This window comes from Actinomadura chokoriensis (genome assembly GCF_041463665.1).
Taxonomy (GTDB): domain Bacteria; phylum Actinomycetota; class Actinomycetes; order Streptosporangiales; family Streptosporangiaceae; genus Spirillospora; species Spirillospora chokoriensis_A.
This window is the reverse complement of sequence record NZ_JAXCEJ010000001.1, coordinates 373,854-392,801: the sequence shown is the minus strand read 5'-3', so window position 1 is coordinate 392,801 and position 18,948 is coordinate 373,854. Positions and strand designations below refer to the sequence as shown.

Below are 18,948 nucleotides of genomic sequence, written 5' to 3'. Positions count from 1 at the left end.
CGCATGCAACCCGAGGATCATTTGATACGTCTCATCGCGGTATGGGCCGGAGACGGCACAGTCGGTAGGATCCGCTGGTCTGCGCCCGTGATGTTGGCGAAACGATGGAGGTGTCCGTGGGCGGAACGGCGATTGTGATCCTTCTGGCGCTGATCCTGGTCGCGTTGATCGTGCTCATCGTCCTCCTGCTGGGACGTCGTTCGAGTGCCCCCGCTCCCGCCCCGGCGGTCCCGCGCGACCCGTTCGCCCCCGACGACCAGGTGGCCGGCGACCCGCGGACGCTCAAGGCGGGCGACATGGTCGAGTACCTCGGCACCCGCTACTTCGTGCGCGGCTCGCTGCGGTTGAAGGAGGGCGGCTTCACCTGGAGCGAGCACCTGCTCGACGCCGACACCATCGAGGGCACCAAGGTGTGGGTCTCCGTCGAGGAGGACCCCGACCTGGAGGTCGTCTGGTGGACCGAGCACGACCCCGGCGACCTGACGCCCGGCGAGAAGACCGTCGTCGTGGACGGCGTGGAGTACCGCCGCGACGAGCACGGCACCGCCGACTACACCAGCGAGGGCACGACCGGCGTCGGCGTCCAGGGCCGCGTCGAGTACGTCGACTACGAGGGCCCACGCGGCAGGTACCTCTCGTTCGAGCAGTACGGCGGCGGCCCGTGGGAGGCGGGGCTCGGCGAGCGCGTTCCCACCGGCTCGATGACGATCTACCCGGGTGGCGGTAGCTGAGTGCGCGCCACCCTCGACACCCCCTACGCGGACGCGCGCGCGGACGGGCTCTCCTTCGTGCTCGGCCTGCCGCCGCTGGACGCGCTCGCCGTCCTCCCGGTGGAGCGCGCAGGCCTGGCCGTGGAGATGCGCCTGCTCGGCGCGTCCCATCAGGTCATCGCCGGTCCGCTGAGCGAGACGGTGGCGTGCCTGCCGGGCCGCGCCGACCCGCTGCCCGGACGCGCCGCGACGAGCGTGCCCGGCTGGGCGTACGAGTTCGCCGCGACGACCGCCGCGCACAGCGACGGCACGGCGTTCGCCCGTGCCGTCGAGGCGGTGTGCGCGCGGCTCGCGGACCGCGGTGACGCGCTGACCGGGGCGTTCCCCGGCCTCCCGCACGCCGTCACCGCACTGGCCCTGGAAGAGACGCAAGACCCCGGGTTCGGCTGGCGGACCTGGCACGCCTACCCCCAGACCCGGGAGATCGTGATGACCCGAAGCCGGTTGGTGAGGCCCTCGTGAACGGCAGGCACGGCAACGGCGGACACCGGGTGGCGGGCGCGGTGGCCGCCGCCGCCCTGACCATCGTGGCGCTCGGCGGCTGCGGGCAGTCGCAGGCGTCGTGGATCGGCGACAAGTACACCAGCATGGGCGGGGACACCTACCGCTCCTCGAAGGCGCCGCAGACGGTCGCCTCGGAGATCGGCCGCAAGTTCAAGCCGATCGACCGGGTGGACGACATGGCGGTGAAGGGCGCCGCGGGCGGCATCTTCCTGCGCTACCCGAAGCTCGTCGTCGGCGTCCTGCCGAACGGCTCGGGCAGCCGGATCACGGTCGACCAGCCCCGCTCCGGCTACAACCGCTACTACTCCCACGTCGGCGGGCGCTGGGCGAGCCCCGGCAGCAACGGATGGAACAGCAGAGGCGTCGCGTCCTTCCGGGGCGGCGGCCCAGGGGCGGGCAAATGAGGAGCGAGAGATGAACGACATCCTTGACGAGGTCGGCGCGACGTTCGCCTACGGGGCGATCGGCATCGCGCTGATGGCGCTCGGCTACCTGGTGGTGGAGGTGACGACGCCCGGCAGGCTCGGCAAGCAGATCTGGACCGAGGGCAACCGCGGCGCCGCGCTGCTGCTGTCGGCCAAGCTCCTCGGCATCGGCGCGATCGTCACGACCGCGATCGTCACCAGCGACAGCGACCTCACCGACGGCCTGCTCGACACCGCCGTGTTCGGCGGGTGCGGCATCGTGCTGATGATCGTCGCGTTCTTCCTGCTGGACGTGATCACGCCGGGCAAGCTCGGCGCGACCCTGGTCGACGCCGAGGGCGGCGGCACCGCCATCCACCCGGCCGGGTGGGTCGTCGCCGCGGCCGACCTCGGCGTCGCCGCGATCGTGGCCGGGGCGGTCTCCTGAGCGACCTGGCCCGGCCGGCGCGCGCGCTCGTCCTCGCGGCCGTGTTCACGTGCGCGGCGTGCGGGCTGGTGTACGAGCTGGCGCTGGTCGCGCTCGGCAGCTACCTCGTCGGCAACTCCGTCACGCAGGCGTCGATCGTCCTGTCGGTGATGGTGTTCGCGATGGGCGTCGGGTCGCTCGCCGCGAAGCCGCTGCAGGGCCGCGCGGTCGTGGCGTTCGCGGTCGTCGAGGGCGCGCTCGCGCTGATCGGCGGCGTGTCGGTCCTCGCGCTGTACGCGGCGTTCGCGTGGCTCGACCTGTACGTCCCGGCGCTGGTCGTGGTGTCGTTCGCGGTCGGCGCGCTGATCGGCGCGGAGATCCCGCTGCTGATGACGCTGCTGCAGCGGATCAGGAAGCAGGACGCGGGATCGGCGGTCGCCGACCTGTTCGCGGCCGACTACGTGGGCGCGCTGGTCGGCGGGCTCGCGTTCCCGTTCCTGCTGCTGCCGGTGTTCGGGCACATCAAGGGCGCGCTGCTCGTCGGGGTCGTGAACGCCGTCGCCGGGATGGCGGTCGTGCTGTGGCTCTTTCGCCGCCAGGTCGGACGCGTCGCGCGGGGCGCGCTCGCGTTCGGCATGGTCGCCGTCCTCGGCGTCCTCGGCGGGACGTACGCGCTGGCGGACGGCTTCGAGGTGTCGGCGCGGCAGGCGCTCTACAGCGACCCGATCGCGATCTCCGAGCGCACCCGGTACCAGGAGATCGTCATCACGCGGCAGGCCGGGCTCGGGCCGTCCGACCTGCGGCTGTTCCTCAACGGCGACCTCCAGTTCTCGTCGGTGGACGAGTACCGGTACCACGAGTCGCTCGTCCATCCGCTGATGTCGGGCCCGCACGGCCGGGTGCTCGTCCTCGGCGGCGGGGACGGTCTGGCGCTGCGCGAGGTGCTGCGCTACAAGGACGTCCAGAGCGCGACGCTGGTCGAGCTGGACCCGGAGATGCTGCACCTGGCCCGCACGTACAAGCCGATCGAGTCGCTGAACCACCGCTCGTTCGAGGACCCCCGGGTGCGGACCGTGTCCGCCGACGCGTTCTCGTGGCTGCGCGGCCTGAACGAGCGGTTCGACGCGATCATCGTGGACATGCCCGACCCCGACGACGTGTCCACGGCCAAGCTGTACTCGGTCGAGTTCTACGGCATGGTGAAGCGGATCCTCGCCCCGGGCGGCCGGATGGTCGTCCAGTCGGGCTCGCCGTACTTCGCGCCCAAGTCGTTCTGGAGCATCGAGAAGTCCATCGCCGCGGCCGGTTTCGCGACGACCCCGTACCACGTGGACGTGCCGAGCTTCGGCGACTGGGGGTTCGTCCTGGCGGCCCCGGCAGGGGAGGCCCCGGCGCTGCGGCTCGCCGCCGGCGTCCCCACCGGGCTCCGCTTCCTCGACGGTGCTGTCCTCCAGGCGTCGACGGTCTTCCCCAAGGACCGCCGCAGCCGGGACGTCGAGGTCAACACGCTCGTCCACCCGCGGCTCGTCGAGTACGAGGGCGAGGAGTGGAAGAACTCCTGACCGGCCGGGCACGACCTGATCGGCCGCCGACCTGATCGGCCGGGCACCGGTCTGATCAGTCGGGCACCGACCGGCGGATGGCCTTGTCGACGGCCCGCTGGAACGATGTCACCAGCGACTGGATCATCAGCGGCTTGAGCTTTCCCGCCATCTCCATGAGCCGTTCGCGCTCCTGCGGCGCCCGGCCGCCCTCCCGGTAGGGCCGGACGACGGTGTCCTGGAAGACCTGCTGGAGTTCGGCGGCCAGCGCGGTCGTGTGCCGGTCGACGGCCTCGTGCGAGGCGATCAGCGTGTCCAGCGGCATCGGCAGCGCGGCCAGCTCGGCGCTGATCCCGAGCAGCGCCGGGCTGAGCACCCGGATGACGTCCGCCGAGGCGTGCTCGACGACGCCGAGCGCCGCCAGCCGCTTGATCGTCTCGTCGTCGAGGTGGCGCCCGGCCCGCCGGTCGAGTTCGTGCCGGTCGAGGTCCTCGGGCCGCTCCGGCGCCCACGGGGACAGCAGCGCCCGCTGGAGCGCGAGGTCTTCGGCCGGGGCGTCCAGGGGGATCTTCTGGAGGTGCTTCTCGATCGAGGCCAGCGTGAGCCCGAGCGACTGGAGCTCGCGGACGAGTTCGAGCCGCGCGAGGTGGTCGGCGCCGTAGAGGCCGGTCCGTCCGCGCAGCCTGGGGGGCGGGAGGAGGCCGCGCCCGGCGTAGAACCGGACGGTCCGGACGGTGACCCCGGCACGCGAGGCCAGCTCGTCGACGGTGAGTTCCATCCCGCCTCCCTCTATGTGACAGTGCCAGTGTTACATTAACGGTGTATCAGCACGCACTTACTTGAAGGAGACCGCCGGATGGGACGGGACATCTACACCGACGAGCACGACGCCTTCCGCGACATGGTGCGCTCCTTCATCGAGAAGGAGGCCGCCCCCCACCACGAGCAGTGGGAGAAGGACGGCGTCGTCTCGCGCGAGGTGTGGCTGGCGGCCGGCCGCGCGGGCCTGCTCGGCATCGACATGCCGGAGGAGCACGGGGGCGGCGGCAACTCCGACTACCGCTACTACGTGATCTTCAACGAGGAGCTGGCGAAGGCCGGGATCCACGGCCCGGGGTTCGCCGTCCACAACGACATCAACGGCGGCTACCTCCGCCAGCTCTGCACTCCCGAGCAGCAGGCCCGCTGGTTCCCCGGCTACTGCTCCGGCGAGATCGTCACCGCGATCGCGATGACCGAGCCCGCCGCGGGCTCCGACCTCCAGGGCATCAAGACCACCGCGGTCAAGGACGGCGACGACTACGTCCTGAACGGCTCGAAGACGTTCATCTCCAACGGCATCCTCGCCGACCTCGTCATCGTCGTCGCGAAGACCGACCCGTCCGCGGGCGCGAAGGGCGTCAGCCTCCTCGTCGTCGAGCGCGGCATGGCGGGCTTCGAGCGCGGACGCAACCTCGACAAGGTCGGCATGCACGCCCAGGACACCGCCGAGCTCTTCTTCGACAACGTCCGCGTCCCGAAGGAGAACCTCCTCGGCGAGGAGGGCATGGGCTTCATCTACCTGATGACGAACCTGGCCCGCGAGCGCCTGTCCATCGGCGCAACCGCGATGGCCGCGGCCGAGGACGCGTTCGGGCAGACCCTGGAGTACTGCAAGACGCGCGAGGCGTTCGGCCGCCCCATCGGCAAGTTCCAGTACAACCGCTTCACGCTCGCCGAGATGAAGACGGAGCTGACCGTCGCCCGCTCGTTCACCGACGAGTGCATCCTCAAGGAGAGCGAGAACGAGCTGACCGCCGACGAGGCCGCGATGCTCAAGTGGTGGAACACCGAGCTGCTCAAGCGGGTCGTCGACCGCTGCGTCCAGCTCCACGGCGGCTACGGCTACATGACCGAGTACCCGATCGCCAAGGCTTACCAGGACGTCCGCATCCAGACGATCTTCGGCGGCACCACGGAGATCATGAAGGAGATCATCGGCCGCGGCCTCGGCGTCTGACCCGCCCCGGCGAGGCGCCCGGCCGTGCGGCCGGGCGCCCGTCAGCCGAGCGGCGGCACCACGGCCTCGATGAGGTGCGGGCCGGGTTCGGCCAGCGCCTTGCCGAGCTGGGCCGCGAACTCCCCGGTCGTGCGGGCCCTGGACGCCGGGACGCCCATGCCGGACGCCAGCGCGACGAAGTCGAGGGCCGGGCGCGACAGGTCGACCATGTCCCGGGTGATGGTGCCCGGCTCGGGCGGCGCCGGGACGGCGCCGACCCGCGTCGTCTCCATCGACAGGATCGCGTAGGACCCGTTGTTGAAGACGACGGTCGTGACGTCGAGGCCCTCGCGCGCCTGCGTCCACAGCGCGGAGATCGTGTACATGGCGCTGCCGTCCGCCTCCAGGCAGACGACCGGACGGTCCGGGCAGGCGACCGCGGCGCCGGTCGCGACGGGCAGGCCCTGGCCGATCGCGCCGCCGGTCAGCGAGAGCCAGTCGTGCGGCGGCGCTCCGGCGGTGGCGCCCGGGAGCCACAGCCCGGAGGTGTTCGCCTCGTCCGACACGATCGCGCCCTCGGGCAGCAGCGCGCCAATGACGGCGGCGGCGGTCTCCCCGGTGAGCGCCCCGGGCGGGATCTCGGGCCGCCCCGCCACTTGCAGCGCGGGGCGGGCCTGCTTGGCGATCGTGTCGGCGAGCGCGGTCAGCGCGCCGGTTGCGCCGGGCCCGAGGTCGTGCACCTGGCAGCCGTCCGGGACGAGGTCGCCGGGCTTGCCGGGGTAGGCGAAGAACGTCACCGGGCGGCGCGCGCCCGCCAGGACGATGTGCCGGACGCCCTCCAGCTGCGCCGACGCCATCTCGCCCAGGTAGGCCAGCCGCTCCACCGCCGGGACGCCGGCGCCGCGCTCCAGCCGGGCCGGGAACGTCTCGCTCAGCACCCGCGCGCCGGTCGCCGCCGCGATGCGCCCGGCGGCGTCCAGCCCCTCGCGCCGGGTCGCGTCGCCGCCGATCAGCAGGACGCACGGCTCGCCGCCGGTCAGCGCGGCGACGGCCGCCTCCAGCGCGTCGCCGGCCACCGGCTCGGGCACGGGGGCCGGGAGCGCCGCCGCCACGTCGCCGCCCTCCGACCAGGCGACGTCGGCGGGCACGATCAGCGTGGCGACGCCCCCGGCCAGGGCCGCCGTGACGGCCTCGGCCGCCGCCGGGCCGGCGTCCGCCACGTCCACCGGCCGCCGCGCCCAGGCCGAGACCGACCCGGCGACCGCCGCGATGTCCGACTGCAGCGGCGCGTCGTAGCGCTCATGGGCCGTGGCGTGGTCGCCGACGACCGTGATGACCGGCGTCCCGCCCCGCCGCGCGTTGTGCAGGTTGGCGAGCCCGTTCCCGAGCCCGGGGCCGAGGTGCAGCAGGACGGCGGCGGGCGCCTGCGCCATCCGCCCGTACCCGTCGGCGGCGCCCGTCGCGACGCCCTCGAACAGGCACAGCACGCCCCTCGCGCGCGGCTCTCCGTCCAGCGCCGCCACGAGGTGCAGCTCTGACGTGCCCGGATTGGCGAACCACACGCCGACGCCGGCGTCCGCCAGCGTGCGCACCATGGCCTGCGCGCCGTTCATTCGCATCTCCCAAACTCAGCCGAACAGGACACCAGGATTGAGTATCCCGTCCGGATCGAAGGCTTTCTTGATCCGACCCATCAGCTCCACCTTGGCCGGATCCTCCAGCGCGCGGAAGTGGTGGGTCTTCTCCCGTCCGATGCCGTGCTCCCCGCTGATCGTGCCACCCAGCCCGGCGGCCGCGGCGAGAAGTTCGTCCATCAGTCGGGCCAGCGCGTCCGCGTCCGGCTGGAACACCGACAGGTGCACGTTGCCGTCGCCCGCGTGCCCGCAGCCGCCGATCAGCGCCCCGTGCCGCCCTGCGATCGCCGGGACGGCGGCGAAGAACCGGGCCAGCTCGGCGCGGGGCACGACGGCGTCCACGATCGCGTTCGCCCCGGCGTGGCGCGCCGCCCAGAACGCCTGCTCCCGGGCCGTGACGAGCTTCTGGAGGCGGTCGCCCGCGAGGACGTAGGCGTCGGCGGCGCCGAGGCCCGCCAGCTCTTCACCGAGGGTCTGGACGTCCTCGTCCAGGCGCTCGGCCGAGCGGTTCTCCAGTATCACCAGCAGATAGGCGCCGGCGGCGTCGCGGACCTCCTGCGGCACCCCGAGGTCAAGCCCCGCGTTCTCCGTGATCGCCGCCATGGCGAGGACGTCGACGTACTCCAGCACGAGCGGGTCGAGCCCGCCGCCGGTCAGCCGGGGCACGGCCGCCGTGACCGCCTCCGTGCCGGGGAAGGGCGCCAGCACCCCGGCCCGATGCGCGAGGCGGGGCCGCAGCCGCAGCGTCACCTCCGTCACCAGCGCGAGCGTGCCCTCCGACCCCACGATGAGCTGCGTCAGGTCGTAGCCGGTGGACGTCTTCACGTACCGGCCGCCCGTCCGGATGATCTCGCCGGTGGCCAGCACCGCCTCCAGCCCGAGGACGTGATGCCGGGTGACCCCTTCCTTCACCGCGTGCATGCCGCCCGCGTTGGTGGCGACCGTCCCACCGATGCTGGCGCCGTCCTCGCCCGGGAAGATCGGGTACACGAGCCCCTTCCCGGCGGTCGCCTGGTCGAGCTCGGCGAGGGTGACGCCCGGCTGGACCACGGCGACCTGGCCGTCCGTGTCGATCTCCAGGATCCGGTTCATCCGCTCGAACGACACCACCAGCCCGCCCGGACGCGGCACCGCCGCACCGGACAGGCCCGTCCCCGAACCGCGCGCCGTGACCGGCAGCCCGTGCTCGGCGGCGACCCCGAGGACCGCCGCGACCTGCTCGACGTCCGCGGGCCGCACCACCATGCCCGGCCGCTCCGCCGCGACGCCGAGCGACTCGTCCCGCCCGTACTCGGGGGGCACCTCGTCGCCCGCCAGCACATGCTCCTCGCCGACGACGTTCGCCAGCGCCGTCGCAACATCTGCCATGGCTTTCCTCCCAGGGGCCCGGTCCGGCAAGTCTGACGCCGCCGCGCACCGGCGGCGTGTGACCTCCGGCCTCGACTTGCGGGCCGAAAGTCCCGGCGCTCACCTCGCGGAAACCTCCCGGCTGCCACGTTGGCCGCGTGAACGCATCTGAGAAGAAGGTCGTACGGCTCGGCTCCGTGCGCAAGACGTTCGGCGAGAGCAGGACGAGCCGACCGTGCCGGCGGCAGGGCTATTCGATGACGACGCCGTGGTCCCGAGCCAGACCGGCAAGGCCGTCCGCATACCCCTGACCCACAGCGCGCATTCTCCAGCCGCCTTGGCGGCGGTAGATCTCAGTGCAGATCAAGACGGTCTCGGTCGTGGTGTCCAGTGTCAGGGAGTGGGCAGTGCCGTTCTGCTCGGTCACGGTGAGCCCGATGGCCCCCGGCGGCCCGCTCGCCACTAGCAGGACGGTCGACACGTCGGTGGCCAGTCGGGCGAGGTTCACCTTGACCTGGTGCGTCGCGGTATCCAGATTGATCGCCCCGTCCGCAGAGACCGGCTGGTTGTAAAAGACGAAGTCGGCGTCGGACCGGACCTTGCGGTCGGCTCCCAGAAGCAGGGCGCACGGATCGTGCTCGGTGGAGGGCAGCGCGAAGGCGCAAAGGAGCGTCGGCGAGGAGAGTCTGACGTTCTCACCCATGCGGAGCGGGGACGCGGGGGCATCGGAGTCGGCCCGGTCGAGGCCAGGGTCGCGCCAGCCGTCCGGCGCCTCGATACGGGCGTCCACTCCCGCGTGTTCCTTAAGGAGGAAGAGCAGGTTCGCGCCGTCGAGAAGTTCGATGGGCTTGTTCTTCGCGAAGTCGAAGGAAGCCTGGCCGTAGCCGCTGGTCGTGACGAGGATGCCCTTGGACGCGCCCTCGTTCTGCAGCGTCCCGTAAAGGTCGCGGACCGCCGAGACCCCAACGGTGTTGCGGTAGCGCTTCGCCTGGATGACGACCTTGCCGCCCATGATCGGCCGTGGGTCGTAGGCGACACAGTCGACGCCGCCGTCCCTGGACGGCCTGGTCTGCCGGGCCTCCAACCCCATCCGGGTGAACAAGTTCTGGATCAGCCCCTCGAACTCTGTCGGGCTCATGTCGAGCAGGTTCGGCCGGTCGTCCAGGTCGCCGAGGATGTCGGTCTCCTCGACGAACCGCGGGTCGACCATGCTGAACTCCAGTACCGGGCGCACGGGCGAGAGTTCGGCGGTGTTTCGGGAGACGCCCGCGCCCAGATGCTTCAAGCACGCGGCGGGGTCGACCCGGGCGAGGTCGAGTTCGGCGAACGTCTCCTTGGTCGTCCGCAGCGTCAGCAGGCACGGGCGGACGGGCCGTCCCGTGGCCGCGTCGACGGTGTCGACCATGCCATTGAAGACGATGGCCGAGATGTGACTGGCGGCATCGCCTTCGAACAGGTCCCGCACCACTCGCAACGCCATCTGGCCGACGACGGATGTGTATTGGCCCTTGACCTGCGTGACCGGACGCTTGGTCTCGGTGATCGAGTCAGATGTCTTGAGGTACCTGTAGGTCTTGACCGTGGGGACGACGCTTATTGTCGGCAGCTCGTACTCGACCACCAGTTGTGCGGACTCGGGTACGTATGCCATCCGCCACTTCGAGGGGAAGCCGTCAGGATAGGAGATGGCGTTCAGGACCAGGTCGAAATACGTGACGACAGCGTCGGGCCGCCCCTCGGCGAGTTCCCGCTTGAATGACTCGATCTCGGCGTTCTGTCGCCGGGCCTGTTCCTCTGCTTCGCTCGTCCGCTGCGCGTGCTCATGCTGGAGGCGATTCAACGTTGCTTGCCGGGCCTGCTCCCGCTGCGCGTGCTCTGCGCACGCCTGCTGGTAGTTCAACTGCCCCTGGCGGACCTGCTCCTCATGCCGCGCCCCGCCGACCAGCCTGGACAGGCCGGTCGGCGGGGGAGGCAGAAACGCTTCGGCACGGGGCGCTGGTTCCGGGCGGCCTGCCGGGCCGGGATCGAAAGGCGTGACATCCGCCTTCTCCTGGAGTCGATGAAGCTTGAACCGGGTATCGATGCGAAGCCCAGAGACCAGGATGGAATCCAGGTCCTCCAGCCGCTGAGCGAGGTTCTCGTTCATCGCGGCGACCTCAGCTGATCGAGACTCGGCGTAAAGGCGCTTGCGTTCCTTCTCGTCAGCGGCCCGCGCCCGCGCGTAAGCGGCTTGGGCCCGCGCCGCCTCACGCTGCGCGGCCGCGTCAGCCCGTTGTCTTGCCGCTGCCGCCCGCTCGGCTTCGCGCTGCATCCGCGCGACCGTGGCCATCAAACCCTGACTTCTCGCCATTTATCCCACCCGTCGATGACGACCCGACTCTCGACGTCAACGTTAGGCGTGTCCTCGCAAGGCTGAGAGTGGTTCTTACCTGATCAATACATCAGGCCAATACCGGTCACGCGGGCATCAGGGCCCAGACGATTTTGCCCTCGCCCGTGGCAGAAGGGCGGGTTCCGGCCCCTTCAGCGAAAGCAGTGATGATCATGAGACCGCGTCCGTTTTCGGCGGTCCCGGAGATGTTGCGTGACCTTGGGAGTGCAGGGGAGGGATCCCAGCACTCCAGAAGCGGGGCCTCCTCCTGGAGCGTGCAGCGGAGGCGGATGTGGTGGCCTGGGGCGGCGGTGACGGCATTGGACACGATCTCGCTCATCACGAGCATGGAGTCGTGGATGAGATTGCGCTCAAAGCCCCAGTTGGTGAGAGCGTAGCGGACCAGTTCGCGGGCCAGGACGACCGAGGACGGCACGGCCAGGACCGTCAGCCGGATCTCGGGGGTGGGCGGAGCGGGAATGGTCATGTCTTGATCGTTCATGGAGGGCCGTCCTGCGAGTTGTCGAAACTTGCCCTCACTCTCTGCGCCTGCTCGTTAACCTACCGTGGATATAGGTCGGGAAAATACACTTGTAGGTGAGCGATGAGCGTCCGCGAGTCGATCGACCCGAGTTCTTCGCTGTGGGCTTGGTTGGCCTTTGACCTGTGGTTTTACCGTACTCGGCGAGGTCTTTCGCTGGCTCAGACCGCCATGATCGTCCGAGTGACGCGAGGGACTGTATCCAACTGGGAAGCGGGGCGTTTGCGACCCCGCGATAGCTACCTGAAGCGTCTGGACGAGGCGTGGAACACCGGTGGTCACTTCGAGCGGCTGTACATGTTCGCCTGTAACGGGCACGATCCGGACTGGTACAAGCAGTATCTGCAGTACGAGCAGGCAGCGAGAAACATCGAGGTGTACCACGGGAAGACCGTCCCGGCTCTCCTGCAAACCGAGTCGTACATGCGGGCTCTGGTCGCTGACAGCGAGCACGAGTTGGACGTTTCCGCTGAGGCTGAGGCACGGCTGAAGCGGCAGGAGATACTTGCCAAGCCCGACCCGCCGCACCTCTGGGTTCTTCTTGACCAGGAGGTTCTTGAGTGCACTGTTGGTGGCCCCGGCGTGATGCGCGAGCAGCTCGGTTACCTGGTCCAGGTCGGCAGGCTTTCAAGGGCGGCTGTACGTGTTGTTCCCAGGTCGGTGGGACGGCATCCCGGACATGATGGGGCGATTCAGATCCTACGGGTAGGCTCTCGATATGTGGCATATGTCGGAGCGCAGCTCGGCGGGCGGCTCATCGAGGGTGGTGACGAGACTGCCGCTCTCGCGCTTCGATTCGCGAAGATCGGAGCCGTCGCACTCTCGAAGAACGACTCCCGGAGCCTGATCGAGCAAACGATGAGGACGTACACCAGTGACCCAGTGGCGTAAGAGTTCCCGCAGCGGCGGTGACAGTGATCCCGCCTGCGTGGAGTTGGCGAGGTCGGTCAATAGCGTTTGGGTGCGGGACTCAAAAGATCCGGACGGTGATCGGCTGGCGTTCGAGCGGGAGGCATTCGCCGGGTTGCTGGCTCGTGTGAAGACCAACGATAAGGATCTTTACCGGTAAGCCTCATCTCTTGATGGTGCTACACCGCAACGCAGGGAAAAATCGATCTTGTACTGTGACGGGCCCGATGGCAAGGGCCTGGTCTGGCACTGATCCCTTCAGCGATGGGTCGGCAGCACTCCTCCGCGGAGTTGGTGCTGTGCCGTCGTTGCATGCGTGTTCGATTCGTCCAGGTGCGTCGGCGAAGAAGCACACCGAGAGCACGGCCCGTTCGTTCCCCCTCGCGGGCCGGATCCCGATCCTCCGACAGGCGGACGGCGCGCGAGGCGCCGACCAGGGCGGGCACGAGGCGGCGCTCGTCATCGGTCAACGGGCTGCCGGCCCCGGCCCCAGGACGCCTCGTCCACGACCGCTGTCGGACGGCCTCCACGACCCTCGCGCAGGCGCGCGTGAACGATCGTGGCGGGTAGGCCGTCGTGGTCGGCCGGAGGAGGAGGGGAGAGTCATGGAACGCGGGGAAGGAAGTCGGCGAAGCGCGGCGCGCCGGGTTCGTGCGGCACGCGTGCGGCACGCGCGGCGAAGCTGACGGCGTGGTACCACCCGCACAGCAGAAGCACGTCGAGTAGTTGGACGTCGTCGAAGACCGAAGCGAGCCGTGCCCACAGCGCGTCATCGATGTCGGAACGCTCGTGCAGCGCGTCGACGGCGAGGATCAGCAGCCGTTCCGGCTCGGACGTCCAGCACTCGTCGGCGGAGCCGCCGTGCACCAGGGACGTCGCCTGCTCGTGGGTGAGGCCGACCCGCTCGGCGAACGTCATCATGTGCACGGCCCATTCGTACTCACAGCCGCACAGCGCGCACGTCCGGTCGATGACGATTTCGCGTTCCCTCATGGACAGGGTCAGCTGCCTGCCCAGCTCGTAGCGACCCCACCCGTGCATGGCGCTGGCCATCGGGAGGTTTCTGGCGAACATCCGGAACAGCCCGATCGGCGGGGCTTTCCCGGGCATCATGTGCGCGAGCAATGCGCCGGCCTCGTCGGTGTAAGGCGGTTCCAGCAGGGCTATCCGCGGCATCGGGCCTCCCGTCAGGTTGTTTCGAAATTAGAAACGCTGGTAGATGCTAGTGTTTCGAATAACGAAACGCAAGGAGAGGCATGCCGACACCGCGCCCAGGAACACCGGTTCGCGGTTCGACGACCGGGCGTCCCATCATGGCCGCGCTGGACCTGCTCGGCCGCCGGTGGGCGCTGCGGATTCTCTGGGAGCTGCGTGCGGGCCCGCTCGGCGCCCGCGCGCTCCTGGCACGGAGCGAAGGTCTGTCGTCCAGCGTCCTCTACCAGCGGCTCCGCGAACTCACCTCGAGCGGGATCATCGCCCGCTCGGCCGATGGCTACGAGCTCACTCGGCTGGGGACGGCACTCTGTCAGGCCCTCCGCCCGCTCGACGAATGGGCGATCACCTGGGCGCAGGCGCAGGAAGGGAACGATCAGGGGCCCATGGAGGCGTGAAGGCCACGCCCAGCCGAGCGGTTCTCCAGCGGCGGGCGCCGGCGCTCACCTCGCGGAAACCTCCCGGCTGCCACGTTGGCCGCGTGAACGCATCTGAGAAGAAGGTCGTACGGCTCGGCTCCGTACGCAAGACATTCGGTGATCTCACCGCGCTGGACGGGGTGAGCCTGGAGATCCGCGAAGGGGAGGCCGTCGCGGTGATGGGCCCTTCCGGCAGCGGCAAGTCGACGCTGCTCAACATGGTCGCGGGCCTGGACCGTCCGGCGTCCGGGAAGGTGGAGGTGGACGGCGAGGACATCAGCGGGATGGGCGAGGCGGCGCTGGCCCGGTTCCGGCGCCGCCGGATCGGGATGGTCTTCCAGTTCTTCAACCTCCTCGACGACCTGCCGGCGCTGGAGAACGTGGCGCTGGCCGGTCGGCTCGTCGGCGTCCCGGCCCGCAAGGCGCGGGCCCGCGCGCTGGAGCTGCTGGACGAGCTGGGCATCGCCGACCGCGGCGACGCCTACCCGGCGGTGCTGAGCGGGGGCGAGCGCCAGCGGGTCGGCGTGGCGCGGGCGCTGATGAACCGCCCGGCGCTGCTGCTCGCGGACGAGCCGACCGGCGCCCTCGACAGCGCGACCGGCGAGCAGGTCATCGACCTGCTGCTCGACCTCAACCGGAAGGGCCAGACCCTGCTGCTCGTCACTCACGACGAGCGGCTGGCGGCCCGGTGCGCGACCCGGCTGATCGAGTTCCGGGACGGCGGCATCGTCGGCGAGACCGCGCGGGAGAGGAGCGAGCCGTGGATCGCCCGCTGAGCGCGGTCTGGGCGGCGTCGCGGGCCGGGGTGCGGCGGCGCCGGGTGCAGGCGGTCAGCATCGCCGTCGTCGTGGCGCTGTCCACGGCCACCCTCGTGTTCGGGCTCGGCCTGCTGGCCGCCTCGAACTCGCTGTTCGACGACGCGTTCGCCAAGGCGCGCGGGGCGCACGCGACGGTGTCCTTCGACTCCGGCAAGGTGACCGCCGCGCAGGCCGCGGCCACCGCGCACGCCTCCGGGGTCACCGCCGCCGCGGGCCCGTTCCAGACGGCCGTGCTGCCCCGCGAGCCGGGGATGGGCCCGAAACTGGTCGGCGGCGACGGCCTCCTCGTCGCCGGGCGGGCCGACCCCGGCGGCCCGGTGGACAGGCTGACGGTCACCTCCGGACGCTGGGTCCGCGCGCCGGGTGAGATCGTGCTCCGGGGTGACCCGCTCCCGGCCGGGCCGGTGAGGCTGGGCGGCACCGTGACGTCCCCGGGACTCCCGACCCTCAAGATCGTGGGCTTCGCCGCCTCCGTGACCGGCGGGACGGACGGCTGGGTGACGCCGGGCCAGATCGGTGCGCTCCGGCCGGACGGACTGCGGATGCTCTACCGTTTCGCCCGCGCGGGCGACGCGTCCGACGTGCGCGCGAGCCTGTCCGCGGCGACGGCCGGGCTGCCGACGCGGGACTACGCCTCCTACGTCGACGTCAAGAAGTCATTCGAGGAGGACTTCAACGCGCTGATCCCGTTCGTCACGGTCTTCGGGGCGCTCGCCATAACCGTCTCGGCGTTCATCATCGGCAACGTGGTCAGCGGCGCGGTGGTCTCCGGGTTCCGGCGCATCGGCGTGATGAAGGCGCTCGGCTTCACCCCGACGCAGGTCGTCGCCGTGTTCGTCGGGATGATCGCGCCGCCCGCGCTCCTCGGCTGCGCGGCGGGCCTGCTCGCCGGGCACCTGCTCGCCGGGCGGGTGGCGGCGGGCCTGGCCGCCGGATTCGAGCTGCCCTCCGCCGGCGGGACCGGCCTCGGGCTGGAAGTCCTGGCGGGCGGCTGCGTCCTCGTGCTCGTGGCACTGGCCGCGCTCGTCCCCGCGCTGCGGGCCGGACGGCTGCCAGCGGTCCAGGCGATCAGCGCCGGGACCGTGTCGCGCCGGGGCCGCGGCCGGCGGGTGCAGCGGTGGCTGGCCCGCACCCGGCTGCCCGTCCCGGCTTTCCTCGGGCTGAGCCTGCCCATCGCCCGGCCGGCCAGGACGGCGCTCACCCTCGCGGGGCTCTGCCTCGGCGTGACCGCGGTGACCATGGGGTTCGGCCTCCAGCAGACGGTCTCGAAGATCCTCACGGCGGACACCGAGGGCCATACGTCCGTCAACGTGGGCATCGACCCGCGCAGCCAGGGATCGGGCCTGTCAGAGCAGCAGATGCTGGCGTTGCTGCGCGCCCAGCCGGGCACCGCGCACGTGATGTCGTTCCGTTCGCTGCCCGTGCGGATCTCCGGGCTCCCCTCGGGGCTGTCAGCCGAGACCTACAGCGGGGACTACCGGCCGTTCCTCGGCGACAACCTCGTCCGCGGGCGCTGGTTCGCGGGTCGCGGCGAGCTGGTGGTGACGGAGGCGTTCCTGCGGCGCAACAGCCTGGACGTGGGCGCCACCCTCACCCTCCAGACGGACGGGGGACAGGCCACCGTCCGGATCGTGGGCGCGTTCGCGCACTCCGACACCACCAGGCTGATGCTGGACGCCGCGAGCCTGCCGAGTAGCGCGGGCGGGCTCGATCAGCGGCCGTTCTCGGTGATCGTGAAGCCGGGCACCGACCCGGCCGCCTACGCCGGCCGGATCAACGCGTCCGCCGCGTCCAGCGGGCTGTTCGCCGAGGCCACCGAGCCCGATCTCTCCAACGGCGCCGTCTTCGGGGGCCTGTCCGCGCTGTTCTCGCTGATCATCTGCACGGCCGCGGGTCTCGGCGTGCTCAACAGCGTGCTGCTCAGCGCCCGGGAACGCAGCCGGGACCTGGGCGTCCTCAAGGCGATCGGCATGGCGCCGCGGCAGGTCGTCCTCATGATGGTGACGTCGATGGCCGCCCTCGGCGTCGTCGCCGGCGCGCTCGGGGCCCCGCTGGGCGTCCTGGCCCACCGCGGCGTCATGGCGCTGACCGGAGAGATGCTCAACAGCGGGATGGCGCAGTCGTGGATCCACGTCTACACCTGGACCCTGCTGCTGCCGCCCGCCTGCGCCGGGCTGCTCGTCGCGGTCCTCGGCGCGTGGGGGCCCGCCGTCCGCGCCGCCGCCACCCGCACCGCGACCGTGCTCCGCAGCGAATGATCAGGTGAGGGCCACGGCCACGGACAGCCCGCCGTCCGGATCGGCCGTGGCCCTCACGGCGCCGTCATGGGCGTGGACGATGGCGGTGACGATCGACAGGCCGAGCCCCGCGCCGTCACTCGACCCCGTCCGCTCGCCGGCCAGCCTCCGGAACGGCTCGAACAGCTCGTCCACCACTCCGGGCGGGACGATCGGGCCGGTGTTGCGGACGACCAGTCCTCCTCCCGACAGCTCGACCACGACGTGCCCGCCGGAGTGGTTGTGCCGGATCGCGTTCTGCACCAGGTTCGCGACCATCCGGGTGAGCAGAACCTCGTCCCCGGTGACGGTGACGGGTTCCGTGGCGGTCTTCACGGCGACCTTTCCGCGTTCGGCGAGCGGCAGGTGGTCGTCGACGACCTGCTCGACGACGGCTTCGAGATCGACCGGGGCCCGGACGTCGAGGCCGCGCTCACCCTGCGCGAGGACGAGCAGCCCCTCGATGAGCCGCTCGGACCGGTGGGTGTTGCGCAGCATCTCGTCCCGGACCACGGCGAGCCGCTCGGGCGACGGATCCGCCAGGCCGACCTCGATGGCGGTCCGCTGGACGGCGAGCGGTGTGCGCAGCTCATGCGAGGCGTTGGCGACGAACCGGCGCTGGCTGGCGAGCGCCCGCTCCAGCCGGTCGAGCATGGCGTCGAAGGTGTCGGCGAGCTGCTTCAACTCGTCCTGCGGGCCGTCCAGGGCGATGCGCTCGTGCAGGGTGGACAGCGACAACCGGCGTGCGGTTCCGGTGATCCGGTGCAGCGGCCGCAGCAGCCGCCCGGTCAGCCACCACGACACCGCGAACGCCAGCACCACGATCACCACGATGGCGGCCAGGATGACGAGCCGCTGCGACCCCGCCAGGCTCTCCTGAAGGTGCTCCGGCCCTACGACCCGCTTCCGGGGGTCATTCGGGGTGAACACCATGGGGTCGCTGTCGGCGGGGAAGGTCACGTCCTGCACCTTGTCGTCCACGATCCGCTTCTGGATCCACAGGACCGCGCCGAGAACCCCCAGCGTGATCACGGTGAAGAGCCCGCCGTACAGCAGCGTCATCCGCGCCCGGACCGTCATCGGCTTCACAGCCGGTATCCGCTTCCGGGCACGGTGACGATGACGGCCGGTTCACCGAGCTTGGCCCGCAGCTTGCTCATGGTCACCTTGACGACCGTGGTGAACGGGTCGGTGTTCTCGTCCCAGGCCCGCTCCAGGAGCGTCTCGGTGCTGACGATCATGCCCCGTGCCTGCATCAGCACCTCCAGCACCGCGTACTCCTTGGGGGACAGCGGCACTGGACGGCCCTCCCGGAAGACCTTGCGCCGTGCCGCGTCCAGGGTGATCCCGCCGTGCTCCAGCACCGGCGGCAGCGGCGGGACGTTCCGCCGGGCCAGCGCCATGACCCGCGCCACCAGCTCGTCGAACGCGAAGGGCTTGGCCAGGTAGTCGTCGGCCCCGAGGTTCAGCCCGTCGACGCGCTCGTGCACCGCGCCCGACGCGGTCAGCATCAGGATCCGCACCGCCGCGCCCTGCCGCGCCAGCTCCCGGCAGATGTCGTCGCCGTGCACGCCCGGCAGATCTCGGTCCAGCACGAGGACGTCATAGTCGTTGACCGAGAGCCGCTCCAGCGCCCCGTCCCCGGCATAGGCCACGTCCACGGCCATCGCCCGCTTCCGCAGCCCCTCGGCCACCAGATCGGCGAGGAACCGCTCGTCCTCGGCCACAAGAATCCGCATCCTCCCATTCCCGCACACCGGTGATAAGGCGAAGGTGAACGGCCGCCGGCGCGGGCCG

General features: G+C 70.9%; 19 protein-coding genes. 11 read left to right on the top strand and 8 right to left on the bottom strand.

The window, feature by feature from the left end; translation table 11 throughout:
- Positions 1-116: 116 nt before the first annotated feature.
- The 5 genes from SM418_RS01950 to SM418_RS01930 are packed head-to-tail and all read left to right on the top strand — an operon-like array spanning position 117 to position 3,667.
- Positions 117-731 (top strand): DUF4178 domain-containing protein, encoded by a 615-nt coding sequence (locus tag SM418_RS01950; protein WP_371938630.1) that lies wholly within the window; start codon positions 117-119, stop codon positions 729-731.
- Positions 732-1,232: a DUF2617 family protein gene (locus tag SM418_RS01945; RefSeq protein ID WP_371938631.1), complete on the top strand. Its 501-nt coding sequence runs from the start codon at positions 732-734 to the stop codon at positions 1,230-1,232.
- Positions 1,229-1,678: a DUF4247 domain-containing protein gene (locus SM418_RS01940; protein ID WP_371938632.1), complete on the top strand. Its 450-nt coding sequence runs from the start codon at positions 1,229-1,231 to the stop codon at positions 1,676-1,678. The genes SM418_RS01945 and SM418_RS01940 overlap by 4 nt, the downstream gene beginning before the upstream one ends.
- Before the next feature lie 10 nt (positions 1,679-1,688).
- Positions 1,689-2,126: a DUF350 domain-containing protein gene (locus tag SM418_RS01935; protein WP_371938633.1), complete on the top strand. Its 438-nt coding sequence runs from the start codon at positions 1,689-1,691 to the stop codon at positions 2,124-2,126.
- Complete coding sequence (locus SM418_RS01930; RefSeq protein ID WP_371939007.1) at positions 2,123-3,667, top strand: polyamine aminopropyltransferase; 1,545 nt, start codon at positions 2,123-2,125, stop codon at positions 3,665-3,667. Before SM418_RS01935 ends, SM418_RS01930 begins: the two co-directional genes overlap by 4 nt.
- A gap of 55 nt (positions 3,668-3,722) precedes the next feature.
- On the opposite strand, the gene SM418_RS01925 is transcribed toward SM418_RS01930, so the two are convergent.
- Positions 3,723-4,424, bottom strand: coding sequence for a MerR family transcriptional regulator (locus SM418_RS01925; RefSeq protein ID WP_371938634.1), 702 nt, complete (start codon positions 4,422-4,424; stop codon positions 3,723-3,725).
- Between the two features lie 78 nt (positions 4,425-4,502).
- Here SM418_RS01925 and SM418_RS01920 point away from each other — a divergent pair, with 78 nt between their 5' ends.
- Positions 4,503-5,645: an acyl-CoA dehydrogenase family protein gene (locus SM418_RS01920; protein ID WP_371938635.1), complete on the top strand. Its 1,143-nt coding sequence runs from the start codon at positions 4,503-4,505 to the stop codon at positions 5,643-5,645.
- A gap of 41 nt (positions 5,646-5,686) precedes the next feature.
- Here SM418_RS01920 and SM418_RS01915 read toward each other — a convergent pair whose 3' ends face one another.
- The 4 genes from SM418_RS01915 to SM418_RS01900 form a co-directional block, all read right to left on the bottom strand.
- Positions 5,687-7,237 (bottom strand): acetolactate synthase large subunit, encoded by a 1,551-nt coding sequence (locus SM418_RS01915; protein ID WP_371938636.1) that lies wholly within the window; start codon positions 7,235-7,237, stop codon positions 5,687-5,689.
- Between the two features lie 15 nt (positions 7,238-7,252).
- Entirely contained in the window at positions 7,253-8,626 is a 1,374-nt protein-coding gene (locus SM418_RS01910; protein ID WP_371938637.1) for an FAD-binding oxidoreductase, read from the bottom strand.
- Positions 8,627-8,855: 229 nt separating this feature from the next.
- Positions 8,856-10,934 carry a restriction endonuclease gene (locus tag SM418_RS01905; RefSeq protein WP_371938638.1) on the bottom strand — a complete coding sequence of 693 codons (2,079 nt, stop codon included), beginning with the start codon at positions 10,932-10,934 and terminating at the stop codon, positions 8,856-8,858.
- A 127-nt stretch (positions 10,935-11,061) separates the two neighbouring features.
- Positions 11,062-11,478: an ATP-binding protein gene (locus tag SM418_RS01900; protein WP_371938639.1), complete on the bottom strand. Its 417-nt coding sequence runs from the start codon at positions 11,476-11,478 to the stop codon at positions 11,062-11,064.
- Between the two features lie 102 nt (positions 11,479-11,580).
- On the opposite strand from SM418_RS01900, the gene SM418_RS01895 reads away from it, so the two are divergent.
- Together SM418_RS01895 and SM418_RS01890 are read left to right on the top strand one after the other, a co-directional pair.
- Positions 11,581-12,408 carry a helix-turn-helix domain-containing protein gene (locus tag SM418_RS01895; protein ID WP_371938640.1) on the top strand — a complete coding sequence of 276 codons (828 nt, stop codon included), beginning with the start codon at positions 11,581-11,583 and terminating at the stop codon, positions 12,406-12,408.
- Entirely contained in the window at positions 12,392-12,586 is a 195-nt protein-coding gene (locus tag SM418_RS01890; RefSeq protein ID WP_371966037.1) for a DUF397 domain-containing protein, read from the top strand. The genes SM418_RS01895 and SM418_RS01890 overlap by 17 nt, the downstream gene beginning before the upstream one ends.
- 443 nt (positions 12,587-13,029) lie before the next feature.
- Here the strand turns inward: SM418_RS01890 and SM418_RS01885 are convergent, their stop codons facing one another.
- Positions 13,030-13,602 carry a carboxymuconolactone decarboxylase family protein gene (locus tag SM418_RS01885; protein ID WP_371938641.1) on the bottom strand — a complete coding sequence of 191 codons (573 nt, stop codon included), beginning with the start codon at positions 13,600-13,602 and terminating at the stop codon, positions 13,030-13,032.
- An 80-nt stretch (positions 13,603-13,682) separates the two neighbouring features.
- On the opposite strand from SM418_RS01885, the gene SM418_RS01880 reads away from it, so the two are divergent.
- From SM418_RS01880 to SM418_RS01870, 3 genes are all read left to right on the top strand, one after another.
- Entirely contained in the window at positions 13,683-14,036 is a 354-nt protein-coding gene (locus tag SM418_RS01880) for a winged helix-turn-helix transcriptional regulator (RefSeq protein WP_371938642.1), read from the top strand.
- Positions 14,037-14,119: 83 nt separating this feature from the next.
- Positions 14,120-14,833 (top strand): ABC transporter ATP-binding protein, encoded by a 714-nt coding sequence (locus SM418_RS01875; protein ID WP_371938643.1) that lies wholly within the window; start codon positions 14,120-14,122, stop codon positions 14,831-14,833.
- Positions 14,818-17,133 carry an ABC transporter permease gene (locus SM418_RS01870; RefSeq protein WP_371938644.1) on the top strand — a complete coding sequence of 772 codons (2,316 nt, stop codon included), beginning with the start codon at positions 14,818-14,820 and terminating at the stop codon, positions 17,131-17,133. Before SM418_RS01875 ends, SM418_RS01870 begins: the two co-directional genes overlap by 16 nt.
- Here the strand turns inward: SM418_RS01870 and SM418_RS01865 are convergent, their stop codons facing one another.
- The gene (locus tag SM418_RS01865; protein WP_371939009.1) at positions 17,134-18,231 is read right to left on the bottom strand and encodes a sensor histidine kinase; all 1,098 of its coding nucleotides are present in this window, start codon (positions 18,229-18,231) and stop codon (positions 17,134-17,136) included.
- Between the two features lie 5 nt (positions 18,232-18,236).
- Positions 18,237-18,890: a response regulator transcription factor gene (locus SM418_RS01860; protein ID WP_371938645.1), complete on the bottom strand. Its 654-nt coding sequence runs from the start codon at positions 18,888-18,890 to the stop codon at positions 18,237-18,239.
- Between the last annotated feature and the right edge of the window lie 58 nt (positions 18,891-18,948).